Origin of the sequence: Bradyrhizobium sp. WSM1743 (genome assembly GCF_000473065.1) — a bacterium.
Taxonomy (GTDB): domain Bacteria; phylum Pseudomonadota; class Alphaproteobacteria; order Rhizobiales; family Xanthobacteraceae; genus Bradyrhizobium.
Window position 1 is genome coordinate 46,803 of record NZ_AXAZ01000013.1, and the last position, 19,717, is coordinate 66,519.

The following is a 19,717-nucleotide window of genomic DNA, read 5'->3' on the forward strand; positions in this document are numbered from 1 at the left end:
CGTCAACCTGTCACCACTGGATGCCCGGCCTGATACCAGAGCATGATCTCGCGCGGAATGTGGTGCAGCGACACGACCTTCTCGACGCCGCCATGGGCGATGGCTTCCTTGGGCATGCCGAACACCACGCAGCTCTCTTCATCCTGCGCCCGCGTCGAGGCGCCGAGCTTGCGCATCTCAAGCATTCCGCGCGCGCCGTCATCGCCCATGCCGGTCATGATCACGCCGAGCGCGTTGGCACCGGCATGCTGGGCGGCCGAGCGGAACAGCACGTCCACCGATGGACGATGCCGCGACACCGGCGGGCCGTCCTTGATCGCGATCTGGTAGCGCAGACCGATGCGCTGGAGCAACATGTGCCGCGCGCCGGGCGCGATATAGGCGCAGCCCGGCAGCACCGGCTCGCCGTCCTCGGCCTCCTTGACCCTGATCTGGCAGACGCTATCGAGACGCTTGGCAAAGGCCGCGGTGAAGCCCGCAGGCATGTGCTGGACGATGACGATCGGCGGACAATGCGATGGCAGCATCTCCAGCACGTCGTTGAGCGCTTCGGTGCCGCCCGTCGAGGCGCCGATGCACACGATGCGTTCCGTGGTCGGCCGCGCCCTGCCCTGCACCGGCGGCGGGATGATGGCATCGGCGGTCAGCTTCTTCTCGATGGCGCGACGCTCCGCGCGGGGGCGCACCCGGGCGCGGGCGGCGGACTTCACGGCCTCGCGCAGCCGCGTGGAGCATTCGAGCAGCGCCTGCCGGGTGTCGATCTTCGGCTTCGGCACGATGTCGACCGCACCCGCCTCGAACGCCTCGAACATCACGTTCGAGCCCTCCTCCGTCAACGAGGAGCAGATGATCACCGGGATCGGATGCTGCGCCATGATCTTGCGCAGGAAGGTCATACCGTCCATGCGCGGCATTTCGAGGTCGAGAATGATGACGTCGGGCAGCTCCTTCTCGAGCCGCTTGGCGGCAACGAACGGGTCGGACGCCGTCGCCATCACCTCAATATCAGGGTCCTCAGAAAGGATCGTCTGCAGGATTTGGCGCACCGACGCCGAATCGTCCACGATCAGCACGCGAACTTTCCCCCTCGGCATCGTGGTTGCGCTCCGGCTAGACCTGGAAGATGGTTGGCTGAACCTGCTTCAGCCCGGGCACGGCACTGTGAATCATCGATTCCGAATGCCCGACCAGCAGATAGCCGCCCGGACGCAAATGGCCGCACAATTGCTCGACCACCTTGCGCTGGGTCTCCCGCTCGAAATAGATCAGGACGTTGCGGCAGAAGATGATATCGACGTCACGATCGACGGGATAGGACTTGTCCATGAGGTTCATCCTCATGAAGTGTGTCATGCGACGCAACTCAGGCACGATCCGCACTTCGCCGCGCGATTTGTCCCGCGACGACGAAAAATATCGTTTTACGAATGGCTCCGGCACCGGGGCGAGAACGTCGCGGGTGTAGATCGCCGTCCTGGCGAGGCGCAACACCGCGGTCGAGATGTCGGTGCCGAGGATGCGGTACTGGAAGCGCGAGCCGTTCCGCGTCATGTCGTCCAGCACCATCGCGGTCGTGTAGGCTTCCATGCCGGTGGAGCTCGCCGAGCTCCAGATCTTCAGGTTCGCGTTCTTGCGTCCATGCGATCTGAGCAGGGCGGGGACCGCGACGTCCCTCATGAAGGTGAAGTGCTGCGGCTCGCGGAAAAAATCTGTCTTGTTGGTCGTCACCACGTCGATGAGATGAGTAAGCTCGGTCTCGAAAAGATCCGCCTCGAACAGGTTCTCGACATATTCATTGAGGCCGGCGAAGTTCAGCGCGCGCACGCGCTTGTGCAGCCGCCCCTCCAGCATCAGCCGCTTGCCCTGCGGCAGCTTGATGCCGACCTGGCTCTCGATCAATTCGGCGATGGTCCGGAAGTGGCGGTCGGACAGATGCACGGCCGTGTCCTGTATGGCGGGCATCATGGACGACGACCCTGCTTCGTAACGGCCGCCTGCATTTGAATGTCGGGCCGTAAGGGCCATCTTGAATCTCACGCGTTCACGTCACCGCTGAAGGCGGACCGGTCCACCGAACCGACCGGTCCGCAGGAGCCCTCGCGGGTCCTAGCGCTGGAAATCGGCGTCCCGGTCGTCCTCGCCGTCCTTCATATCGAAAGCGAAACCGCCGCCGGCAACCTTTGCGGCGCGCACCGGCTTGGCCTGCGGCTTCTTGGCCGGACGCTCGGCCGCCGCCATGGAGGCCGCCTTGGCGCGCAGCTGGCTGACCGCCCGGTCGATCGGCGCGGCCGCCTGGCTCTTTGCAGCCTGTTCGATGCGGAAATACGCGATGGTGGACTGGAGCTGCTCGGCCTGCGAGGCGAGCTCCTCCGAGGTCGAGGACACCTGCTCGGATGCGCTGGCATTCTGCTGGCCGACCTTGTCGAGCTGCTGGATCGCCTGGTTGATCTGGGCCGAACCAACGTCCTGCTCGCGGCAGGCCGCGGTGATCTCCTCGACGAGCTCGGCGGTCTTCTTGATGTCAGGAACCAGCTTGGCGAGCATCGAGCCGGCCTCCTGCGCCACTTTGACGGTGTCGGCCGAGAGCGTGCCGATCTCGGCCGCAGCCGCCTGGCTGCGCTCGGCGAGCTTGCGCACCTCGGAAGCGACCACTGCAAAGCCCTTGCCGTGCTCGCCGGCGCGTGCGGCCTCGACCGCCGCGTTGAGCGCGAGCAGGTCGGTCTGGCGCGCGATCTCCTGCACGATCGTGATCTTCTCGGCGATGGTCTGCATCGCGTTGACGGCGCGGCCGACCGCGGCCCCACTGGCCTCCGCGTCCTTGGCGGACTGCGCCGCGATCTTTTCGGTCTGGCTGGCATTGTCGGCGTTCTGCTTCACGTTGGAAGCCATCTCCTCCATCGAGGAGGAGGCTTCCTCGGCGGACGAGGCCTGCTCGGTGGCGCCCTGCGACAGCTGCTCGGCGCTGGCGGAGAGCTCCTGGCTGCCGGCGGAGACGTTCTGCGCCGCGGTCAGAGCTTCCGACACGATCTGCCGGAGCTTTTCCACCATACGCTCGAGCGCGAGGCCGAGCGTGTCCTTGTCGGACAGCGGCTTGGCTTCGACCGTGAGATTGCCTTGTGCAATTTCGTTGGCGACGGCCGCGGTCTTGTTGAGGTTGACGGTCATCGCGTTGAGGGACTTCACGAGATCGCCGATCTCGTCGTTGCTGGAAGCATCGATCTTCTGGCTGAGGTCACCGATCGCCACAGCATCAGCCAGCCCGACGGCCTTGGCGAGGGACCGGCTGATATTGATCGAAATCCAGACTGCGCCGAGTGCCGCAACGACGAGTGAGACAACGACCAGGACGATCAGAATCAGTTGCGCGCGATGACTCTCTTCGCTGGACTGCGCGGCCTGCTCGGCCATCTGTCGCTTGGCGTTCGAAACATAGGCTCCCATCGCCTCCGTGGCGTCTGCGACCACCTTGCGCCCATCACCCATCGAGCGTTCCGTTGCCTTCGCCTTGTCCGTCTTTGCCAGCCTGATCGTCTCTTCCTGATAGGCGTTCATCCTGGCGTAGGCACCCGCAAAGTTGTCGAGCAGCTTCTTGCCGCCCTCGCTGGCGAGCGCGTAGACCTCGTCCTTGATCTTCGTTGCCTGCTCGCGGAGCTTGGCGGCCTGCGCGGCGAATTCATCGGCTTCGCTCGGCGTTCCCAAAATTGCGTTCTTTTCCGCCCTGAGCTGCTGCCAGATGATCTTTTCGACCTCGGCGGCTTTCTCCATCCGCTTGGCACGAAGCACCATGGATTCCGCGGTTGCGGCCATGTCCGACAATTTCGTGTAGCTTACGACGCCTGCTATAATGAAAAGAAGAATGACGACGCCGAAGGCGCTGGCGAGCTTGGCTTTGACTGTGAATCTCATGTCAATCTCATTTGGTTCGAATTGAGGTTCCTACGCTTGACCACGCTTCACTCTTGCAAACTCACGCGGCGCGCGGCGCGTCCGCGCCGGCGTCGCGCTCTTCCGGAATCTTGTCGTTCGCCATCAGCTTGGCGAGGTCGAAAATGACGACGAACTTTTCGCCCTTGCGGCCGATGCCGGAGGCATAATCGGATTGCCATCGGCCGCCGACCTCGGGGATGGGCTCGATCGCCTGCTCGTCGATGTCGGTAACCTCGAACACGCAGTCGGCGACGAAGCCGACGCCGGCCAGACGGCCCTTCATCGGCACGTCGAGAATGATGATGCGGGTGGCTTCGGTGGCCGGCACGCTCGGCAGGCCGAGCTTGGTCCGAAGGTCGACGATCGGATAGCCGCTGCCGCGCACGTCGATCATGCCGAGCAGGAAGTTCGGGGCGTGCGGAAGCCGCGAGATCGGCCGCATGTCGAGGATCTCACGGACATTGCGGATGCTGATGCCGAACGTCTCGCCGGCGAGCCCGAGCGTCAGATATTGCGAGGTTGCGGCCATGATGCAGTCCAGGGATCCGAGGGTTTGGAAGTGAGCGCGGTCCGGCGCGAGGCCGGACCGGTTGATCAGCGTTGAAACTCAGCGTCGCGGTCGTCTTCGCCGTCATGCATGTCGAAGGCGAAGCCACCGCCGCCGGCGACTTTCATCGCACGTGCCGGCTTGCGGACGGGAGCCGGCTTCTTCGCGCCGCGATCGACGGCCGCCATGTGCGCAGCCTTGGCCCGGAGCTGACCGACGGCGCGGTCGATCGGCTCGGCCGCGGCATTCTCCTTGCGCGCAGCTTGCTCGATCCGGAAGAACGAGATGGTGGACTGGAGCTGCTCGGCTTGCGAGGCGAGCTCCTCCGAGGTCGAGGACACCTGTTCGGACGCGCTGGCGTTTTGCTGGCCGACCTTGTCGAGCTGCTGGATCGCCTGGTTGATCTGGGCCGAGCCCACGTCCTGCTCGCGGCAGGCCGCAGTGATCTCCTGCACCAGCTCGGCAGTCTTCTTGATGTCGGGCACGAGCTTGGACAGCATTTGGCCCGCCTCTTGCGCGACCTTGACGCTGTCGGTCGAGAGCGTGCCGATATCTGCCGCCGCCGCCTGGCTGCGCTCGGCGAGCTTGCGCACCTCGGAGGCGACCACCGCAAAACCCTTGCCGTGCTCGCCGGCGCGGGCCGCTTCCACCGCCGCGTTGAGCGCGAGCAGGTCGGTCTGGCGCGCGATCTCCTGCACGATCGTGATCTTTTCGGCGATGGTCTGCATCGCCTCGACGGCACGACCGACTGCGACACCGCTGGCTTCGGCGTCCTTGGCCGATTGCGCAGCAATCTTCTCGGTCTGGTTGGCGTTGTCGGCGTTCTGCTTCACGTTGGAGGCCATCTCCTCCATCGAGGAGGAGGCTTCCTCGGCGGACGAGGCCTGCTCGGTCGCACCCTGCGAGAGCTGCTCAGCGCTGGCGGACAGTTCCTGGCTCCCGGCGGAGACGTTCTGCGCCGCCGTGATCGCCTCGGCGACGATCTGCCGGAGCTTCTCGACCATCGCGTTCAGCGACCTGACGAGATCTCCGATCTCGTCGTTGCTCGCCGAGGGAATGGTCCGGCTGAGATCGCCTTCTGCGACCGCACCCGCAAGCCCGACAGCCCTTCCGAGCGAACGGCTGATCGAGATGGAGATCCAGAGCGCAGCTCCGATCGCAACTGCCAGCGAAATGCCGATCAGCGTCATCAGCAAGAACTGGGCCTGGTGCCCGTCTGCCTTGGATTGGACAGCCTGCTCGGCCATCTGCTTCTTCGTGTTGGCGACATAGGCGCCCATGGTTTCCATCGCGTCTGCGACGACCTTGCGGCCGTCACCCATCGAGCGCTCCATGGCCTTGGTCTTGTCGGTCTTCGCCAGCCGAATCGTCTCTTCCTGGTACGTATTCATCTTGGCGTATGCGGCTGCAAAGCTGTCGAGCAGCTTCCTGCCTCCCTCGCTGGCGAGCGCGTAGACCTCATCCCTGGTCTTGGTCGCTTGCTCGCGAAGCCTCGCTGCCTCAACCGCAAACTGCTCGGCTTGAGCTTCCGTTCCGAGAACTGCGTTCTTTTCGGCGCGCAACTGAAGCAGGATATCCTTTTCGATCTGCGTCGCTTTCTCCATCCGGTTTGCACGCAGGACCATGCTGTCGGCCGTCGCCATCATGTCGCCGAGCTTCATGTAGGCCACACCGCCCGCGACCGCGGACAGGACGATGACCAAGCCGAACGCACTGGCAAGCTTTGCCTTGACGGTAAATCTCATTTCCAGCCCCTACCCCGGTCTCGCCCGAGACCTCATTTCAATTCAGGATGCGTTCCATGTTCGGAACGATGACGAACTCTTCACGCCACTTCGCAATGAAGCGGATGAATTCCGGCTTCCAGTGCATGCCGACGCGCGGCGTTTGCTGCACGTCGGTCTGCGAGATCTCCGTGACCTCGTAGACCTTGTCGGCGGTGACGCCGACCAGAACCGGCTCCCCGTCGAGCTCGAGCTCGATGACGACGATGCGCGTGTCGGCCGAGTTGTCGAGCTGCGGCATGCCGAAGCGAATCCGCAGATCGGCGAGCGGAATGACGTTGCCGCGGACGTTGATCACGCTGGGAACGAAGGCGCGCGCGCCTGCCACCTTGGTCACGGGGACCGGATCTATGATCTCGCGCACGAGACCGGCGTCGAGTGCAAATTTCTCCTCGCCGAGGCCGATCATCACGACCTGCATTGCGCCGGACTGCTGCTCGCGCGCCAAATCCTGGGTCATCACGCCGCCTCGTTGATATGCTGCTTCTCGACTTTCGACTGCGCCAGCGCGACCAGCTGCGCGACGTCGAGGATCAGCGCCGCCGTGCCGTCACCGAGGATCGTCGCGCCGGAGAAGATGGTGACGTCGGAGTGCAGCTTGGAGAGCGATTTGATCACGGTCTGGTGGTTGCCGATGATCTGGTCGGCGACGAGGCCGACGCGGGTCTCGCCGGTCGAGATGATGATCGTCTTCTGATGCCGATCGGGCGCGCCGGAGGCCGACATGAGCTCGCGCAGGCGCAGGAAGGGCACGAGATTGCCGCGCACATTGAGGAAGTTGCGGCCGCGCGAACGCTCGTCCTCGGCCGTCAGCTCGACGCACTCCTCCACCGCAGACAGCGGGATGATGTAGCGGCCTTCGCCGACGCGGATCAGCAGGCCTTCGATGATCGCGAGCGTGAGCGGCAGGCGGAGCGTCACGGTGGTGCCCTGGCCGGCCTTGGTCGACAGGTCGATCGAGCCGCGCATATTCTCGATGGTGCGCTTGACCACGTCCATGCCGACACCGCGGCCCGACAGCGCAGAGATCGTCTGCGCGGTCGAGAAGCCCGGGTGGAACAGGAATTGATGGATCTCATGGTCGGTCAGCACGGCGCCGGCCGCGATCAGCCCCTGCTCTTCCGCCTTCGCGCGGATGCGCGCGGTGTTGAGACCGCCGCCATTGTCCTTCACCGTGACCAGCACCTGCGCGCCGGAATGCACGGCGGCGAGCTCGATCCGGCCCTGCTCGGTCTTGCCATTGGCAGCGCGGGTGACGGTGTCCTCGATGCCGTGGTCGATGGCGTTACGGATCAAGTGCACCAGCGGGTCAGCCAGGCACTCGATCATGGTCTTGTCGAGCTCGGTATCCTCGCCCGAGGTGACGAATTCGACCGGCTTGGACAGATCCCGCGACAGATCGTGCACGAGGCGGCGGAAGCGGCCGAACAAGGAGCCGATCGGTACCATGCGTGCACCCATCGTGGTGTCGCGCAAGGAAGAGGCAAGACGCTCGATCTCCTCGGCGATCATCTTGATCGAGAGGTCGGAGCCGGAGGCGGCAAGCTGGGTCAGCCGCGCCTGGGCGATGACGAGCTCGCCGACGCGGTCCATCAGCTCGTCCAGGCGCTCGGCCTGGACGCGAACGGTGGCGATGCCGCGCTCTTGCTTGGCGTCCTCGCGGCGCGCGGGTGCCGCCTCGCGCTTGACCTCCGGCTTCGCCTCAGATTGGGGCTCCGCCTTTGCGGCGGGCTGCTCGGCGACGGCCTCCACCACCAGCGCAGCCATCTCGGCGATCACCGGCTCTTCGTCGGGCAGCTGGAACAGCGGGGCCGGCGCGGGCGCTTGGACATGTTCCAAAGGCGAGAGCGTCAGCTTCATCTCGTCCTGGACGAACATGAAGACGTCGTCGATCGCGTCCTTGTTGCAAGCCGCGTGCAGCTTGACGTCCCACTTCAGGTAGCAGTCTTCCGGCTCCATCTCGTCGAGGAACGGGATGCCGTCGGTGACAGGCACGACGAAGCAAGGACCGAGCTTGCAGAGATCTTCCAACAGGTCGAGCGGATTCGAGCCGTTGCGCAGGATGTGGGAATCGAACTCCAGATACAGGTGCCAGCCGGCCTGCTTGCTCTCGCCAGGCGCCAGCGGCGGCGCCTCGGCGAGCTCGACGGCCGGAGCGGCCGGCTTGTCGGCGGAGACGAAGCGCTTGAGGTCGTCGAGGATGGCCTCGCCGATGATGTCATCGGTCGACTGCGGGTCCTCGATCAAGGCGCGGATGTAGTCCTTGGCGGCAAGTGCGACCGAGATCAGCTCCTGCGTCGGCTTGATCTCGCCCCTGCGGACGCGATCGAAGGCAGTCTCGAATTCGTGGGTGAAGGAGGCGACCTTGTCGAAGCCGAACATGGCGCCCGACCCCTTGATCGTATGCAGGGCGCGGAAGGCAGAATCGACCAGCTCGCGGTCGTCGGGACGCTGGCCGAGATCGAGTAGGGCCCCTTCAAGAACTTCGAAGAGCTCGCTGGCTTCCTGACGGAAGACCTCGGTCGGGTCCATTGCGCTCATGTGCGCACCAGCTTGCCGACCACGGCGAGCAACTGTTCAGGCTTGAAGGGTTTGGTGATCCACCCGGTGGCGCCGGCGCTCTTGGCCTCCTGCTTCACCGTGTCGTTGGATTCGGTGGTCAGGAAGACGATGGGCATGCCGACCGCACCCGGCAGCTTGCGCAGTGCGCGGATCAACTCCAGCCCGTTCATGACGGGCATGTTGAGGTCGGTGATGACGAGGTCGAGCTTGCCGGCTTGCGCCTTGGCGAGCCCTTGCGCGCCGTCGCCGGCCTCGATCACGTTGTGACCGGCCGGCTCGAGCACGACCTTGATCATTTGCCGAATGCTGGGGGAATCATCGACGGTCAGAATCGTGGCCATCAGGTGCCATCTTTCTTTTGCGGGAAATGCTGATCGATCAGCGCCTCGCTCGTGAAGCCGGCGCGGCGAAGGGTGTTGCGCAGAGACTGTGAGAAGGAGGTCAGGACCACCGGGCGGCCCTGGGCCTCGCCCGTCTTGGCGGTCGACAGCAGAAGCTGGATCGACGTCACGTCGGCCTTGTCGACGCTGGAGCAATCGATCTCGAGCCGCTCCTGACGACCGAACGCCTCGCGAATGAGGTCGTAGACGCTGCGAATGGCCGCGATGCTGCAATCGGCGGGCAACCGCAACGACCACTTCGGCTCCGTCGGATTGAGCGCCATCGCTGCCCCCGCCTTTGCAAAACTTTCCGATACACGTTTGACGTGAATCAGATGAGCAAACCCCTAACGGAGGACTCCGTACAACTACGGGTCACATTCCCAAGGACTTCGCGCGAATGCATGCAACCGTGCATAGTCTGTCGAAATCTCATGCAAGACGCGCATACCCATCGACGCGCACCCGTACGACGCATTTGCTTCGCGTTAAATTTGTGCGGGCTATGCAAGGGGTTCGTGCCTTTGCCAGCGAAGAGAGCCCCGGCCGCCGATGCTGACCCAAGCGCTTCTGGTTGACGACAGCCGCTCCGTCCTCAACTTCCTGAAACGGCACATCGAGGCCGAAGGTCTGGTCGAGGCCACCACCTTCCTCGATCCCGTGGAGGCGCTGGCCTGCGCGCGCGAGCGCGTCTTCGACCTCGTCCTGGTCGATTACGAGATGCCGCACATGGACGGCATCAGCTTCATCCGCACGCTCCGCACCCTTCCCGGCTGCGCCGACATCCCGATCGCGATGATCACGTCCCGGCAGACCGACGACGTGAAGATGGAAGCGCTGCAGGCGGGTGCAACCGATTTCCTGCCCAAGGCACCGCAGAGCGTCGAGATGACGGTGCGCCTGCGGAATTTGATTCAGCTTGGTGCAGCCGTACGCAAGCTCAACGACCGCGCCGCGCATCTGGCCAGCGAAGTCGCCGCAGCGACGCGAAAGCTCGGCGAGCGGGAGGAGGAGATCATCCTGCGGCTCGCGCTCGCGGTCGAATACCGCGACAACGACACCGGCGAGCACACGCTGCGGGTCGCCAGGTACAGCCGCATCATCGCCGAGCAGCTCGGCCTGCCGGCCCGGCTCTGCCGCGATATCTATCTGGCCGCGCCCCTGCATGACGTCGGCAAGGTCGCCATTCCCGACAATATCCTGCTGAAGCCAGGCAAGCTGACCGACGAGGAGATGGCGGTGATCCGCACCCACGCGACGATCGGCGAGCGGATCCTGGCCGATTCCAGCTGCGAGCTGATCCGGCTCGGGGCGCAAATTGCCGCAGGTCATCACGAGCGCTGGGACGGCGCGGGCTATCCGAACGCCCTTAAGGCGAATGAAATCCCGGTCGCCGCGCGCGTGGTCGCTGTCGCCGACGTCTTCGACGCTCTGACAACGCGGCGGCCGTATAAGGAGCCAATGGCGCTCGAGATGGCGCGCGCTTACCTGGCTGAGAACGCGGGCCGGCAGTTCGATCCGGCCTGCGTCGAGGCCTTCCTGTCGCGCTGGGACGAGGTGGTCGAGATCGCCGCCGGTCAGCGGACGATTCCTTTTCAAAGGACCGAGGCCCCTCTCGCTCCCAGTATAAAGAGTGCGGCGGAGAGCCCCTCAGGCGAGGACCATTCGGCCGAGGCCGTCCCGACCGCCTGACATGGTCAATCCCCCAACATCTTGCCGCGGCTCCATTTTTCTGCGGTCGCCGGTTTGAACCTGTTCCTGCTAAGGTGGCACCAACAACTAAGAGTGATTCTGGTCACACTTGCCTGGGCGCCCTGCTGCTAGGCATCGAACCAGGACGGGGCACCAGAGCATCGTCGAATTGGATGAGAATTCCCATGAAAAGCCTGATCGGCGCCGGTGTCGGCGCGTTCTTTCTTGCGGCCCCCGCTTTGGCGGAGACTCCTGCCGCGATCGTCGAGGACGTCCAGGGCAAGGTCGATGGCATCGCGTTCATGGACTATGTGGCGCCGGGCAAGATTATCAAGCTCGGCCCCAAGGCCAGCATCACGCTCAGCTACCTCAAATCCTGCCAGCGCGAGACGATCAGCGAAGGTGTCGTTCTGGTCGGCGCCGAGCAAAGCACCGTGCAGCTCGGCGAGGTCAAGCGGGAAAAGGTGCCCTGCGACACCAATGCGGCAAAACTGTCCGAGCGCGAGGCGAACCAGAGTGCCGCAACGACCTTCCGCACCATGCGGTCGGACGCGAAGGGCGCGCCGGCCAAGCTGCCGACGCTCTACGGCGTCTCGCCGCTGGTGCAAGCCAAAGCCGGCAGCACACTGGTGATCGAGCGCACCGACGGCAAGGAACCCACGATCAGCGTGCCGCTCAAGGGCGATGCCATGATCGGCGGCAAGTTCTATGATTTTGCCAAGGCCGGGAAGTCACTGACCCCGGGCGGCAGCTATCTCGCCATTCTCGGTGCCAAGCGCTACACCTTCCAGATCGACGCCAGCGCCACCGCCTCGCCGACACCGATCATCGGCCGCCTGCTGCGGCTCGAATAGGAAGCCTAGCGAAGGCGCGATGCGGCGGATCGGCAGGCGGGACATCGTTGCGGCGATCCTGATCGCGCTCCTTGCGGGCGCGGTCTTCACGTCACCACCGCTTCAGATGCTGCAAGGTCTTTCTCTCGACATCCTCACGGCGCTGCGTGGCAAGATCATTGGCGACCGCCGCGATCCCGCGACGTCGCCAGTCGTCATCGTGGCGATCGACGGGGAGACCTACGACACGCCACCCTTCAAAGGATCGCCGACGCAGACCTGGACGCGCGAGATCGGCCGGGTGCTCGGCAACATCACCGAAGGCGGCGCCAAGGTGATCGGCTTCGACGTCATCTTTCCGAGCTCGATCGAACAATCCGAGATTCCCTTTGGCGATGCGTCGTTCGGCAGCCGCGTGAGGGGGTTCGATCGGGACTACCTCATCGCGCTGCGGCAGCTCTCCGACGGCGGCAAGCTCGTGCTCGGCGAAATCCTGAGCAACGACCATCCGGACAGGCCCTACCGCGCACAGCAGCTGGCGGTGAAGAACAATGTCCGCGCTCTCAACGTCCACACCGATCCCGACGACGTGATCCGGCGAATGCCGCTGAGCTTCTCCATCGACGGCAAGCCGGTTCCGGCGATGGCGGTCGAGCTCGCCGCGCGGGCCCTCGGTAGCAAGCCCGAGATCGCGCCGTCCGGTACGACAGAATTATCCGGCTATGCCATCCCGAGCGCAGTGCCCAACACGCTCACGCTCAACTTCCGCGGCCTGGCCGCGACGTCCCGGCCTATTCTTTCGCCGATCTGCACACCTGCGTCGAGAAAGGCGACCGCGATTTCTTCCGCCGCGCCTTCGAGGGCAAGGTCGTGCTGCTCGGCACCATCCTCAATTTCGAGGATCGCAAGCTAACCTCGATGCGGCTGTCCGGCGGATATGACGGCTCGCGGGGGTCACGATGCGCGCTGCCTGCCCCTGCCAGCACCGCACAGAAGACCCGCAGCGACATTGCAGGCGTATTCGTGCATGCCACTGTGATCCGCAACCTGATCGAGCAGGATGCGGTGACCGAGCTCGGCTTTCCCATGCGGACCATTCTCACGATTGCGCTCGCAGCGATCATCGCCTGCGCGGCCTGCATGCTCGCACCCGCCGGCGCGGTGATCGCCTGGCTCGCCCTCACCGCCGTTTACGCAGCCGTTGCCGTCGGCGCGTTCGTGCATGCGTTGGCACTGCCGCTGACCGAGCCTGCGCTCGCGAGTCTTGCCGCGCTCGCCATGATGATCGGCTATCGCTTCGTGCTGGCCGACCGCGACGAGCGTTTCCTGCGCAAGAGCTTTGCGCTCTATCTCGCGCCCGAGGTGATCGAGATCATGGTCGCCTCCGGCAAGATGCCGGCGCTCGGCGGCGAAATGCGCTACGTCACCATGTTCTTCTCCGACCTCAGCGGCTTCTCCTCGATCGCAGAGACGATGACGCCGGGCGAGCTGGTCACGCTGATGAACGAATATCTCTCCGCCATGACCGACATCATCGAGGGCCATGGCGGTTACGTCGACAAATATATCGGCGATTCCATCGTCGCCATGTTCGGCGCGCCCGCAGACGACCCCGCGCATGCGCGCAACGCGGTTCGTGCTGCGCTGAAGTGCCACGAGAAGCTGGCCGAGCTCAATGCCAACAATCCCGCGTTCGCCGGTCATGGCTTGTCGCATCGCATCGGACTCAACAGCGGCGAAGCCGTGGTCGGCAATATCGGCTCGCGGCGCCGCTTCAACTACACCGTGATGAGCGACACCGTAAACGTCGCCTCGCGGCTCGAGGGCGCCAACAAATATTACGGCACCGCGATCATGGCATCGGAAGCGACGGTCGCGCAGACCGGCGACACCTTCGCCTGGCGCGAGCTCGATGCGATCAGGGTGATGGGGCGCGGCGAGGCGATCAGGGTGTTCGAGCCGCTCGCGGAGACGGGCGCGGAGACTGCCGCGCAGGCGAAGGTCGCCGCGGCGTATGCGGAGGGGCTGACGTGCTGGCGGGCAAGGGAGTTTGCGAAGGCCGCGGATGCGTTCGGAAAGACGGCGGAGAGCGATCCGGCGGCGGCGTTGTTCACCAAGCGCGCGAGAACTCTTGCCGCAAATCCACCGCCGTCGGATTGGACGCCGGTCAATATCCTGGAAGGGAAGTAGCGGCCTCTTACCCTCCCCTGGAGGGGGAGGGTCGGCTCACATGGAGCACAGCGAAATGTGAGACGGGGTGGGGTGACAGTCTCTCCACCGAGATGGTGCCCGCGTGGAGAGACCACCCCACCCCGCTCGCGCTGCGCGCGATCGACCCTCCCCCTCCAGGGGAGGGTCAAGGGCGCCTAGAACGGCAACCCCACGTAATTCTCCGCAAGCAATCGCTGCGCCGTCTCGGACGAGAGCAGATAGTCCAGCTCCGTCTGCTGCAGACGATCCTCATATTCGAGCCGGTCGGGGAAACGATGCAGCAGCATCGTCATCCACCAGGAGAAGCGCTGCGCCTTCCAGATCCGCGCGAGCGCCTTGGCAGAATAGCCTTTGAGGCCCGACTCGTCGCCGCGCTGATAATGCGCGAGCAAGGCGTGGTAGAGGTAGTAGATGTCGGACGCGGCGCTGTTCAGCCCGCGTGCGCCGGTCGGTGGCACGATGTGAGCGGCATCGCCGGCGAGGAACAGGCGGCCATAGCTCATCGGTTCGGCAACGAAGCTGCGCAAGGGCGCGATGCTCTTCTCGATCGACGGGCCCGTGATCAGGCGGCCGGCGACCTCCTCCGGCAGGCGGCGCTTCAGCTCGGCCCAGAAAGCATCGTCGCTCCAGTCCTCCACCTTGTCGGTCAGCGGCACCTGAATGTAGTAACGGCTGAGCACCTGCGAACGCAGGGAGCAGAGCGCAAAGCCGCGCTCGTGCTTCACATAGATCAGCTCGGGCGACACGGGCTTGGTTCGCGACAGCACCCCTAACCAGCCGAACGGATAGACTTTCTCATATTCACGCAGCACGTCCTTCGGGATCGACTTGCGGCTGACGCCGTGAAAGCCGTCGGCGCCGACGATGTAGTCGCAATCAACGCGGATCGTTTCACCGTTCGAGCGATAGGTGACATAGGGCCGCTCCGATGTCAGATCGTGCGGCGTCACCTCCTCGGCATTGTGCACGACCTTGCCGGCGAGGCGATCGCGCGCCTCGTAGAGGTCGCGCGTCAGCTCGGTCTGGCCGTAGACCAGCACCGAATTGCCGCCGGAATGCTTGTGCAGGTCGATATGGGACAGCACGCCGTCATGGGCAATCTCGAATCCGTTGTGGATCTCGCCCTCGCGGTCCATCCGCTCGCCGCATTGCGCCTCGCGCATCAGCTTTGCAAAACCGTGCTCGAGCACGCCGGCGCGGATACGGGCGAGCACGTGATCGCGGCTGTATTTCTCCAGCACGACCGTATCGATGCCCTTGAGGTGCAGGAGCTGGGACAACAGCAGCCCGGACGGCCCGCCGCCGATGATACAGACCTGAACTTTCATTTTTGCGTCCTCCCGTCGGCACTTTCTTGCAGAATCGGCGCTGCAAACCGATGGAGGGTTTCGTCATTGTCTTGTACTATTCGAACATGAAGAATGCCGCCCCTGCCCCGCCGATCCGGGTCTACAATCTGTTCGGCGAGTCCGGCGATCTGCCTGACGTCGTGCATTGCGAGACGATCGCGTCCCGCTCGGTGCTGCACGACTGGACGCTGGCCGTGCATCGCCATGCCAGGCTGCATCAGGTGCTGCTGATCGAGCGCGGCGGCGGCGAGGGGACACTTGACGGGCGGGTGGTGCCGCTAAAGCCGATGCAGATCGTCAACGTGCCCGTCGGCCACGTCCATGGCTTCCGCTTTGTGCCGGATACCCAGGGCTGGGTACTGACCATCGCCGCCGAGATCCTGGACGAGGCGCTGCTCTCGGCCGAAGGCCTGCGCGGTGTCCTGGCGCAATCGGGCGTGGTGCGCGGCACGCCGCAGATCCGCGCCATCATGAAGCAGATCTTCGCCGAACACGCCGCTCGCGATTTCGGCCGTGCGCACGTGCTCCGCGCCTTGTCGTCGGCCATGATCGGGCTCGTGGCACGTGCGCTCGCGGGCGGGAGCGGCGGCAACGGTACGGCGGAAAGCGGATTATTCCGCCGCTTCGAGGCACTGCTGGAGCAGCATCATCTGCAGCGCTGGAGCGTCGCCGACTATGCCAAGGCGCTGTCGGTGACCCCGACGCATCTCAACCGGATCACCCGGGCGGCGACCGGCGACACCGCCTCGCACCTCATCCTCAACCGCCTGATCCGCGAGGCGCGGCGCAACCTCGTCTACACCAACCTGCCGGTCTCGACGATTGCCTATGCGCTCGGCTTCGATGATCCCGCCTATTTCAGCCGGGTCTACGCCGCAGCCACGGGCGTATCGCCGCGCGCGTTTCGCGCGCAGCTCCATGGCGACGAAGGCTGACGCATCGGACCAAAGACCCGGGGCACGTGTGGTCGACGCCCACGTTGCGAGCCGCGATGGCTCTGCTTGCCACTTACCTTCGTATATGGCGCCCCATCCTTTGGATAGAGGCCCTTTACCTCCGTACAATTGAGCAGGGGATGCGAACGCCTTAGCGTGACTGCATTCGGCGCCCTGGCGCTGGTGGCATGGAACTTCCTCCCTAACCTCGGCGCAAGACGGCCAACCCTGTCCGGTCGTCTGCGCCGCTTTTTCAGCAAGCCATCGGCGCCTTCAGTATTTTCCGGCCGACACACCGCGCCATTTCGGCTGGACCGTCAGCTTTCGTGCCGACCTGGGGATTTGTGCATAATGTCTTCGTTTGGGAAGATCGCGCTCTTCATCGACGGCTCCAATCTCTATGCCACCGCCAAGGCGCTCGGCTTCGACATCGATTACAGGCGCCTGCTCAGTGAATTTCAGAGCCGAGGTACGCTGCTCCGGGCCTTCTACTATACGACCGTCATCGAGGATCAGGAATATTCGTCGATCCGCCCGCTGATCGATTGGCTCGACTACAACGGATTCACCGTCGTCACCAAGCTCACCAAGGAGTTCGTCGACGCCACCACCGGCCGTCGCAAGGTGAAGGGCAGCATGGACGTGGATCTCGCCGTAAGCGCGATGGAGCTCGCCCAGCATGTCGATCAGATCGTGTTGTTCTCGGGCGACGGGGATTTCCGTTCGCTGGTGGAAGCCCTGCAACGCCGCGGTGTCCGCGTCACGGTCGTTTCCACACTCTCCACTCAGCCGCCCATGGTCGCCGACGACCTGCGCCGGCAGGCGGACGTCTTCATTGATTTGGCAGACCTGAGACCAAAATTGGGGCGCGATCCGGTCGAGCGGCCGGGATCGCGCGAGCTGCGGCAGCCACCGCAATTCCTCGCGCGCGGAACGATCAAACGCGACGACCGGGTCGAGTGACCCTGCGAGACGGCCTCCGAACACTCACACGTCGAAGAACACCGTCTCCTCCAGCCCCTGCAAATTGATCGTGAAGGAGTACACGACCTTGCCGGAGCGCTCGCTGCGCGTCGCGACCAACGTCTTGCGGCGAAGCGGCGGCTCGATCAGGTTGAGCACGGGATCGGCGGCATTGGCCGCCTCTTCATCCGAGAAGTAGAGCCGCGTGTTGAGGCCGATGTTGATGCCGCGCGCGACGATCCAGACATTGACGTGCGGTGCGCATTTGCGGCCCGCCTTGTCGGTGATCGCGCCCGGCTTGATGGTCTCGAAGGTGACGAGGCCGCTGTCGAAGTCGGAACCGGCACGGCCCCAGCCGCGAAACTCTTCCTCCAGCGCGCCGGCCGAGCGATCGGCCGGATGGTTGTAGCGGCCGGCCGCATTGGCTTGCCAGATCTCCAGCAACACGTCGCGCAGCGGCGTGCCGGTGCCGTCGAGCACCCTGCCTTCCAGCGTGATGCGTTCGCCCTTGGTGTTCGACGTCACCAGCACGTTGGAGAAGTTCTTCTCGAAGATGTCGAAGCCGGCCATCGCCGGGATCAAGCCGATATGGACGTAGGGCCCTGCCGTCTGCGAGGCGGTTTCCTTGAGATAGTTGAGCGGCTGCGGCATGGGCTTTAGTTCCCCGCGGTGCGGTTTTCGAAATAGGTGGAGCGCTGGCCGCGCAGGACGATGTCGAAGCGGTAGGCGAGCGAGTCGAACGGCGTCGAGGCGTTGAGGTCGAGCGGCGCGACCAGGCGGTCGAGCGCATCCTTGTCCGGGATCGTCGTCAGGATCGGGCAGACCGGGATCAGAGGATCGCCCTCGAAATACATCTGCGTGATCAGCCGCTGGGCGAAGCCCGAGCCGAACACCGAGAAGTGGATGTGGGCAGGGCGCCAGCTGTTGACGTAGTTGCGCCAGGGATAGGGTCCCGGCTTCACGGTGCGGAAATAGTAGTAGCCGGTATCGTCGGTGAGCGCGCGGCCGCAGCCGCCGAAATTCGGATCGACCGGCGCCAGATAAGTGTCCTTCCTGTGCCGGTAGCGGCCGCCGGCATTGGCCTGCCAGAACTCGACCAGTGTGTTGGGAACACCGCGGCCGGTCTCGTCCAGCACGCGGCCATGGACGATGATGCGCTCGCCAACGGGGTCGCCATCCCTGGCGTAGTTGCGGATCAGGTCGTTGTCGAGCGGGCCGAGATCGTTGTGGCCGAACACCGGCCCCGTGATCTCCGAGATCGAGCTCTCCAGCGACAGCAGTGCCTGGCGCGGCGAGCGCAGCACCGAGGATTTGTACCCCGGCGCATGTGCCGGCGGATGGACGGAACGATCACGCTGGAAGAAACCGCCGTCGCCGAGCGGCGGCGTAAAGGGCTCAGGGCGGTTGAGGCGGGGATCCCGCAAGGCTGGTGCCTGGGCATTCATCGGCGTTGTCTCTCCCTGGGAGCCCGGGGTCGGGCGCGGCTTGTCGGGAGATCATGGGCCGGCCTATTCCACAGATAAATAGATCGATTATAATATATTGCATGAATGAAATCGATCGTTTGGCCCTCGACGGCCACGCCCTCCGGCTGTTCCTCGCCGTGCTGGAGGAAGGCTCGGTCACGGCGGCCGCAACACGCCTGGGCCTGACGCAATCCGCCGTCAGCCACGCCCTGAACAAGCTGCGGCGGATCGCAGGCGATCCGCTGTTCGCCAAGTCCGGCCGCGGCATCGTTGCGACGGCCCATGCCCAGGCGCTGGCCGACAAGGCACGCGCGCTGATCGACGAGATGCGCAGCTTTGCCGGCGGCGTCAGCTTCGCGCCGGCCCAGGCCCAGCTGTCGCTGACGATCGCCGCCAACGACTTGCAGCGCGACCTGCTGCTGCCGCGCTTCTTCAGCCATGTCGCCGGCCAGGTGAAGAGCTTGAACCTGCGCGTGATCCCCTCGCAATCGCCCTCGCCTGCGATGCTGCGCGAGAACCGCTGCGATCTCCTGATCACGCCGCTGCCGCCATCCGGCGTCGACATCGTGCAGAAGCGGCTGCTGAGGGATCACTACATCTGCTACTACGATGCAAAGGCACGTGCCGCGCCGGCCAGCCGCAACGCTTATCTCGCGGCGCGTCACATCACAGTGGTCTATACCGATAATGAGCGCCTCGACTTCGACCGCCGGCTGGCCGCGAACGGGCTCCACCGCGACATCGCGATCTCCGTGCCGAGCTTCTCGGGCGTGCCGTCCTTCCTGCGCGGCTCGCATATGCTTGCGAGCATGCCGAGCCTGCTCGCATCCGGCGTAATGCGCGGTTTTGCGCAAACGCCGATACCGCTCGCGTCCCGCGCGCGGACCCTGGCCGAGCTGCCGATGTTCATGGTCTGGCACCAGCGCTACCAGAAAGACCCGGCCCATCGCTGGGTCAGGAGCCAGCTCGAGGCCGTCGCGGCGACGGCCGCCAAGTCCTGATATCAAAGTCCTGATATCAAGCGCAGACATCGGGTGCCGCCATCCGCAAGACTGCCCTTCCCAAACC

The 19,717-nt window shown here is 64.6% G+C and carries 17 protein-coding genes and 1 pseudogene; 6 read left to right on the plus strand and 12 right to left on the minus strand.

The window, feature by feature from the left end:
• Window positions 1-2 precede the first annotated feature (2 nt).
• The 9 genes from YU9_RS0110880 to YU9_RS0110920 form a co-directional block, all read right to left on the minus strand.
• Window positions 3-1,094 (minus strand): chemotaxis response regulator protein-glutamate methylesterase, encoded by a 1,092-nt coding sequence (locus YU9_RS0110880; RefSeq protein WP_027572848.1) that lies wholly within the window; start codon window positions 1,092-1,094, stop codon window positions 3-5.
• A gap of 16 nt (window positions 1,095-1,110) precedes the next feature.
• Window positions 1,111-1,965 (minus strand): protein-glutamate O-methyltransferase CheR, encoded by an 855-nt coding sequence (locus YU9_RS0110885; RefSeq protein WP_027572849.1) that lies wholly within the window; start codon window positions 1,963-1,965, stop codon window positions 1,111-1,113.
• Window positions 1,966-2,106: 141 nt separating this feature from the next.
• Window positions 2,107-3,906, minus strand: coding sequence for a methyl-accepting chemotaxis protein (locus YU9_RS0110890; RefSeq protein ID WP_027572850.1), 1,800 nt, complete (start codon window positions 3,904-3,906; stop codon window positions 2,107-2,109).
• A gap of 61 nt (window positions 3,907-3,967) precedes the next feature.
• Window positions 3,968-4,456, minus strand: coding sequence for a chemotaxis protein CheW (locus YU9_RS0110895; protein ID WP_027572851.1), 489 nt, complete (start codon window positions 4,454-4,456; stop codon window positions 3,968-3,970).
• Window positions 4,457-4,521: 65 nt separating this feature from the next.
• On the minus strand, window positions 4,522-6,219 hold the full coding sequence (locus YU9_RS0110900; protein ID WP_027572852.1) for a methyl-accepting chemotaxis protein: 1,698 nt from the start codon (window positions 6,217-6,219) through the stop codon (window positions 4,522-4,524).
• A 37-nt stretch (window positions 6,220-6,256) separates the two neighbouring features.
• Complete coding sequence (locus tag YU9_RS0110905) at window positions 6,257-6,718, minus strand: chemotaxis protein CheW (protein WP_027572853.1); 462 nt, start codon at window positions 6,716-6,718, stop codon at window positions 6,257-6,259.
• Complete coding sequence (locus tag YU9_RS0110910) at window positions 6,718-8,799, minus strand: chemotaxis protein CheA (protein WP_027572854.1); 2,082 nt, start codon at window positions 8,797-8,799, stop codon at window positions 6,718-6,720. The genes YU9_RS0110905 and YU9_RS0110910 overlap by 1 nt, the downstream gene beginning before the upstream one ends.
• Window positions 8,796-9,161 carry a response regulator gene (locus YU9_RS0110915; protein ID WP_027572855.1) on the minus strand — a complete coding sequence of 122 codons (366 nt, stop codon included), beginning with the start codon at window positions 9,159-9,161 and terminating at the stop codon, window positions 8,796-8,798. The genes YU9_RS0110910 and YU9_RS0110915 overlap by 4 nt, the downstream gene beginning before the upstream one ends.
• The gene (locus YU9_RS0110920) at window positions 9,161-9,484 is read right to left on the minus strand and encodes a lipid asymmetry maintenance protein MlaB (protein WP_027572856.1); all 324 of its coding nucleotides are present in this window, start codon (window positions 9,482-9,484) and stop codon (window positions 9,161-9,163) included. The genes YU9_RS0110915 and YU9_RS0110920 overlap by 1 nt, the downstream gene beginning before the upstream one ends.
• Window positions 9,485-9,752: 268 nt before the next feature.
• Between YU9_RS0110920 and YU9_RS0110925 the strand changes: the two genes are divergently transcribed.
• From YU9_RS0110925 to YU9_RS51030, 3 genes and pseudogenes are all read left to right on the plus strand, one after another.
• Window positions 9,753-10,892 carry an HD domain-containing phosphohydrolase gene (locus tag YU9_RS0110925; RefSeq protein ID WP_027572857.1) on the plus strand — a complete coding sequence of 380 codons (1,140 nt, stop codon included), beginning with the start codon at window positions 9,753-9,755 and terminating at the stop codon, window positions 10,890-10,892.
• Window positions 10,893-11,077: 185 nt separating this feature from the next.
• On the plus strand, window positions 11,078-11,746 hold the full coding sequence (locus YU9_RS0110930) for a hypothetical protein (protein WP_027572858.1): 669 nt from the start codon (window positions 11,078-11,080) through the stop codon (window positions 11,744-11,746).
• 19 nt (window positions 11,747-11,765) lie between these two features.
• A pseudogene (locus tag YU9_RS51030) lies at window positions 11,766-13,915 on the plus strand (CHASE2 domain-containing protein).
• A gap of 176 nt (window positions 13,916-14,091) precedes the next feature.
• Here the strand turns inward: YU9_RS51030 and pobA are convergent.
• Window positions 14,092-15,264, minus strand: coding sequence for a 4-hydroxybenzoate 3-monooxygenase (gene pobA / locus YU9_RS0110940; protein WP_027572859.1), 1,173 nt, complete (start codon window positions 15,262-15,264; stop codon window positions 14,092-14,094).
• Window positions 15,265-15,314: 50 nt separating this feature from the next.
• Here pobA and YU9_RS0110945 point away from each other — a divergent pair, with 50 nt between their 5' ends.
• Both YU9_RS0110945 and YU9_RS0110950 read left to right on the plus strand, forming a co-directional pair.
• Window positions 15,315-16,220, plus strand: a complete 906-nt coding sequence (locus YU9_RS0110945; protein WP_027572860.1) for a helix-turn-helix domain-containing protein — start codon at window positions 15,315-15,317, stop codon at window positions 16,218-16,220.
• A gap of 351 nt (window positions 16,221-16,571) precedes the next feature.
• A complete protein-coding gene (locus tag YU9_RS0110950; RefSeq protein WP_027572861.1) occupies window positions 16,572-17,183 on the plus strand; it encodes an NYN domain-containing protein in 612 nt (203 codons plus the stop codon).
• A gap of 24 nt (window positions 17,184-17,207) precedes the next feature.
• Here YU9_RS0110950 and pcaG read toward each other — a convergent pair whose 3' ends face one another.
• Together pcaG and pcaH are read right to left on the minus strand one after the other, a co-directional pair.
• Entirely contained in the window at window positions 17,208-17,834 is a 627-nt protein-coding gene (gene pcaG / locus YU9_RS0110955; protein WP_027572862.1) for a protocatechuate 3,4-dioxygenase subunit alpha, read from the minus strand.
• A 5-nt stretch (window positions 17,835-17,839) separates the two neighbouring features.
• Window positions 17,840-18,628, minus strand: a complete 789-nt coding sequence (gene pcaH / locus YU9_RS0110960) for a protocatechuate 3,4-dioxygenase subunit beta (RefSeq protein ID WP_027572863.1) — start codon at window positions 18,626-18,628, stop codon at window positions 17,840-17,842.
• 101 nt (window positions 18,629-18,729) lie between these two features.
• Between pcaH and YU9_RS0110965 the strand changes: the two genes are divergently transcribed.
• Window positions 18,730-19,650 (plus strand): LysR family transcriptional regulator, encoded by a 921-nt coding sequence (locus YU9_RS0110965; RefSeq protein ID WP_027572864.1) that lies wholly within the window; start codon window positions 18,730-18,732, stop codon window positions 19,648-19,650.
• The last annotated feature ends 67 nt before the right edge of the window (window positions 19,651-19,717 follow it).

Excerpts from the sequence above, each read along its gene's own strand:
- YU9_RS0110880 (WP_027572848.1), bottom strand. The coding sequence starts at position 1,094 with ATGCCGAGGGGGAAAGTTCGCGTGCTGATCGTGGACGATTCGGCGTCG.
- YU9_RS0110885 (WP_027572849.1), bottom strand. The coding sequence starts at position 1,965 with ATGATGCCCGCCATACAGGACACGGCCGTGCATCTGTCCGACCGCCAC.
- YU9_RS0110890 (WP_027572850.1), bottom strand. The coding sequence starts at position 3,906 with ATGAGATTCACAGTCAAAGCCAAGCTCGCCAGCGCCTTCGGCGTCGTC.
- YU9_RS0110895 (WP_027572851.1), bottom strand. The coding sequence starts at position 4,456 with ATGGCCGCAACCTCGCAATATCTGACGCTCGGGCTCGCCGGCGAGACG.
- YU9_RS0110900 (WP_027572852.1), bottom strand. The coding sequence starts at position 6,219 with ATGAGATTTACCGTCAAGGCAAAGCTTGCCAGTGCGTTCGGCTTGGTC.
- YU9_RS0110905 (WP_027572853.1), bottom strand. The coding sequence starts at position 6,718 with ATGACCCAGGATTTGGCGCGCGAGCAGCAGTCCGGCGCAATGCAGGTC.
- YU9_RS0110910 (WP_027572854.1), bottom strand. The coding sequence starts at position 8,799 with ATGAGCGCAATGGACCCGACCGAGGTCTTCCGTCAGGAAGCCAGCGAG.
- YU9_RS0110915 (WP_027572855.1), bottom strand. The coding sequence starts at position 9,161 with ATGGCCACGATTCTGACCGTCGATGATTCCCCCAGCATTCGGCAAATG.
- YU9_RS0110920 (WP_027572856.1), bottom strand. The coding sequence starts at position 9,484 with ATGGCGCTCAATCCGACGGAGCCGAAGTGGTCGTTGCGGTTGCCCGCC.
- YU9_RS0110925 (WP_027572857.1), top strand. The coding sequence starts at position 9,753 with ATGCTGACCCAAGCGCTTCTGGTTGACGACAGCCGCTCCGTCCTCAAC.
- YU9_RS0110930 (WP_027572858.1), top strand. The coding sequence starts at position 11,078 with ATGAAAAGCCTGATCGGCGCCGGTGTCGGCGCGTTCTTTCTTGCGGCC.
- pobA (WP_027572859.1), bottom strand. The coding sequence starts at position 15,264 with ATGAAAGTTCAGGTCTGTATCATCGGCGGCGGGCCGTCCGGGCTGCTG.
- YU9_RS0110945 (WP_027572860.1), top strand. The coding sequence starts at position 15,315 with ATGGAGGGTTTCGTCATTGTCTTGTACTATTCGAACATGAAGAATGCC.
- YU9_RS0110950 (WP_027572861.1), top strand. The coding sequence starts at position 16,572 with ATGTCTTCGTTTGGGAAGATCGCGCTCTTCATCGACGGCTCCAATCTC.
- pcaG (WP_027572862.1), bottom strand. The coding sequence starts at position 17,834 with ATGCCGCAGCCGCTCAACTATCTCAAGGAAACCGCCTCGCAGACGGCA.
- pcaH (WP_027572863.1), bottom strand. The coding sequence starts at position 18,628 with ATGAATGCCCAGGCACCAGCCTTGCGGGATCCCCGCCTCAACCGCCCT.
- YU9_RS0110965 (WP_027572864.1), top strand. The coding sequence starts at position 18,730 with ATGAATGAAATCGATCGTTTGGCCCTCGACGGCCACGCCCTCCGGCTG.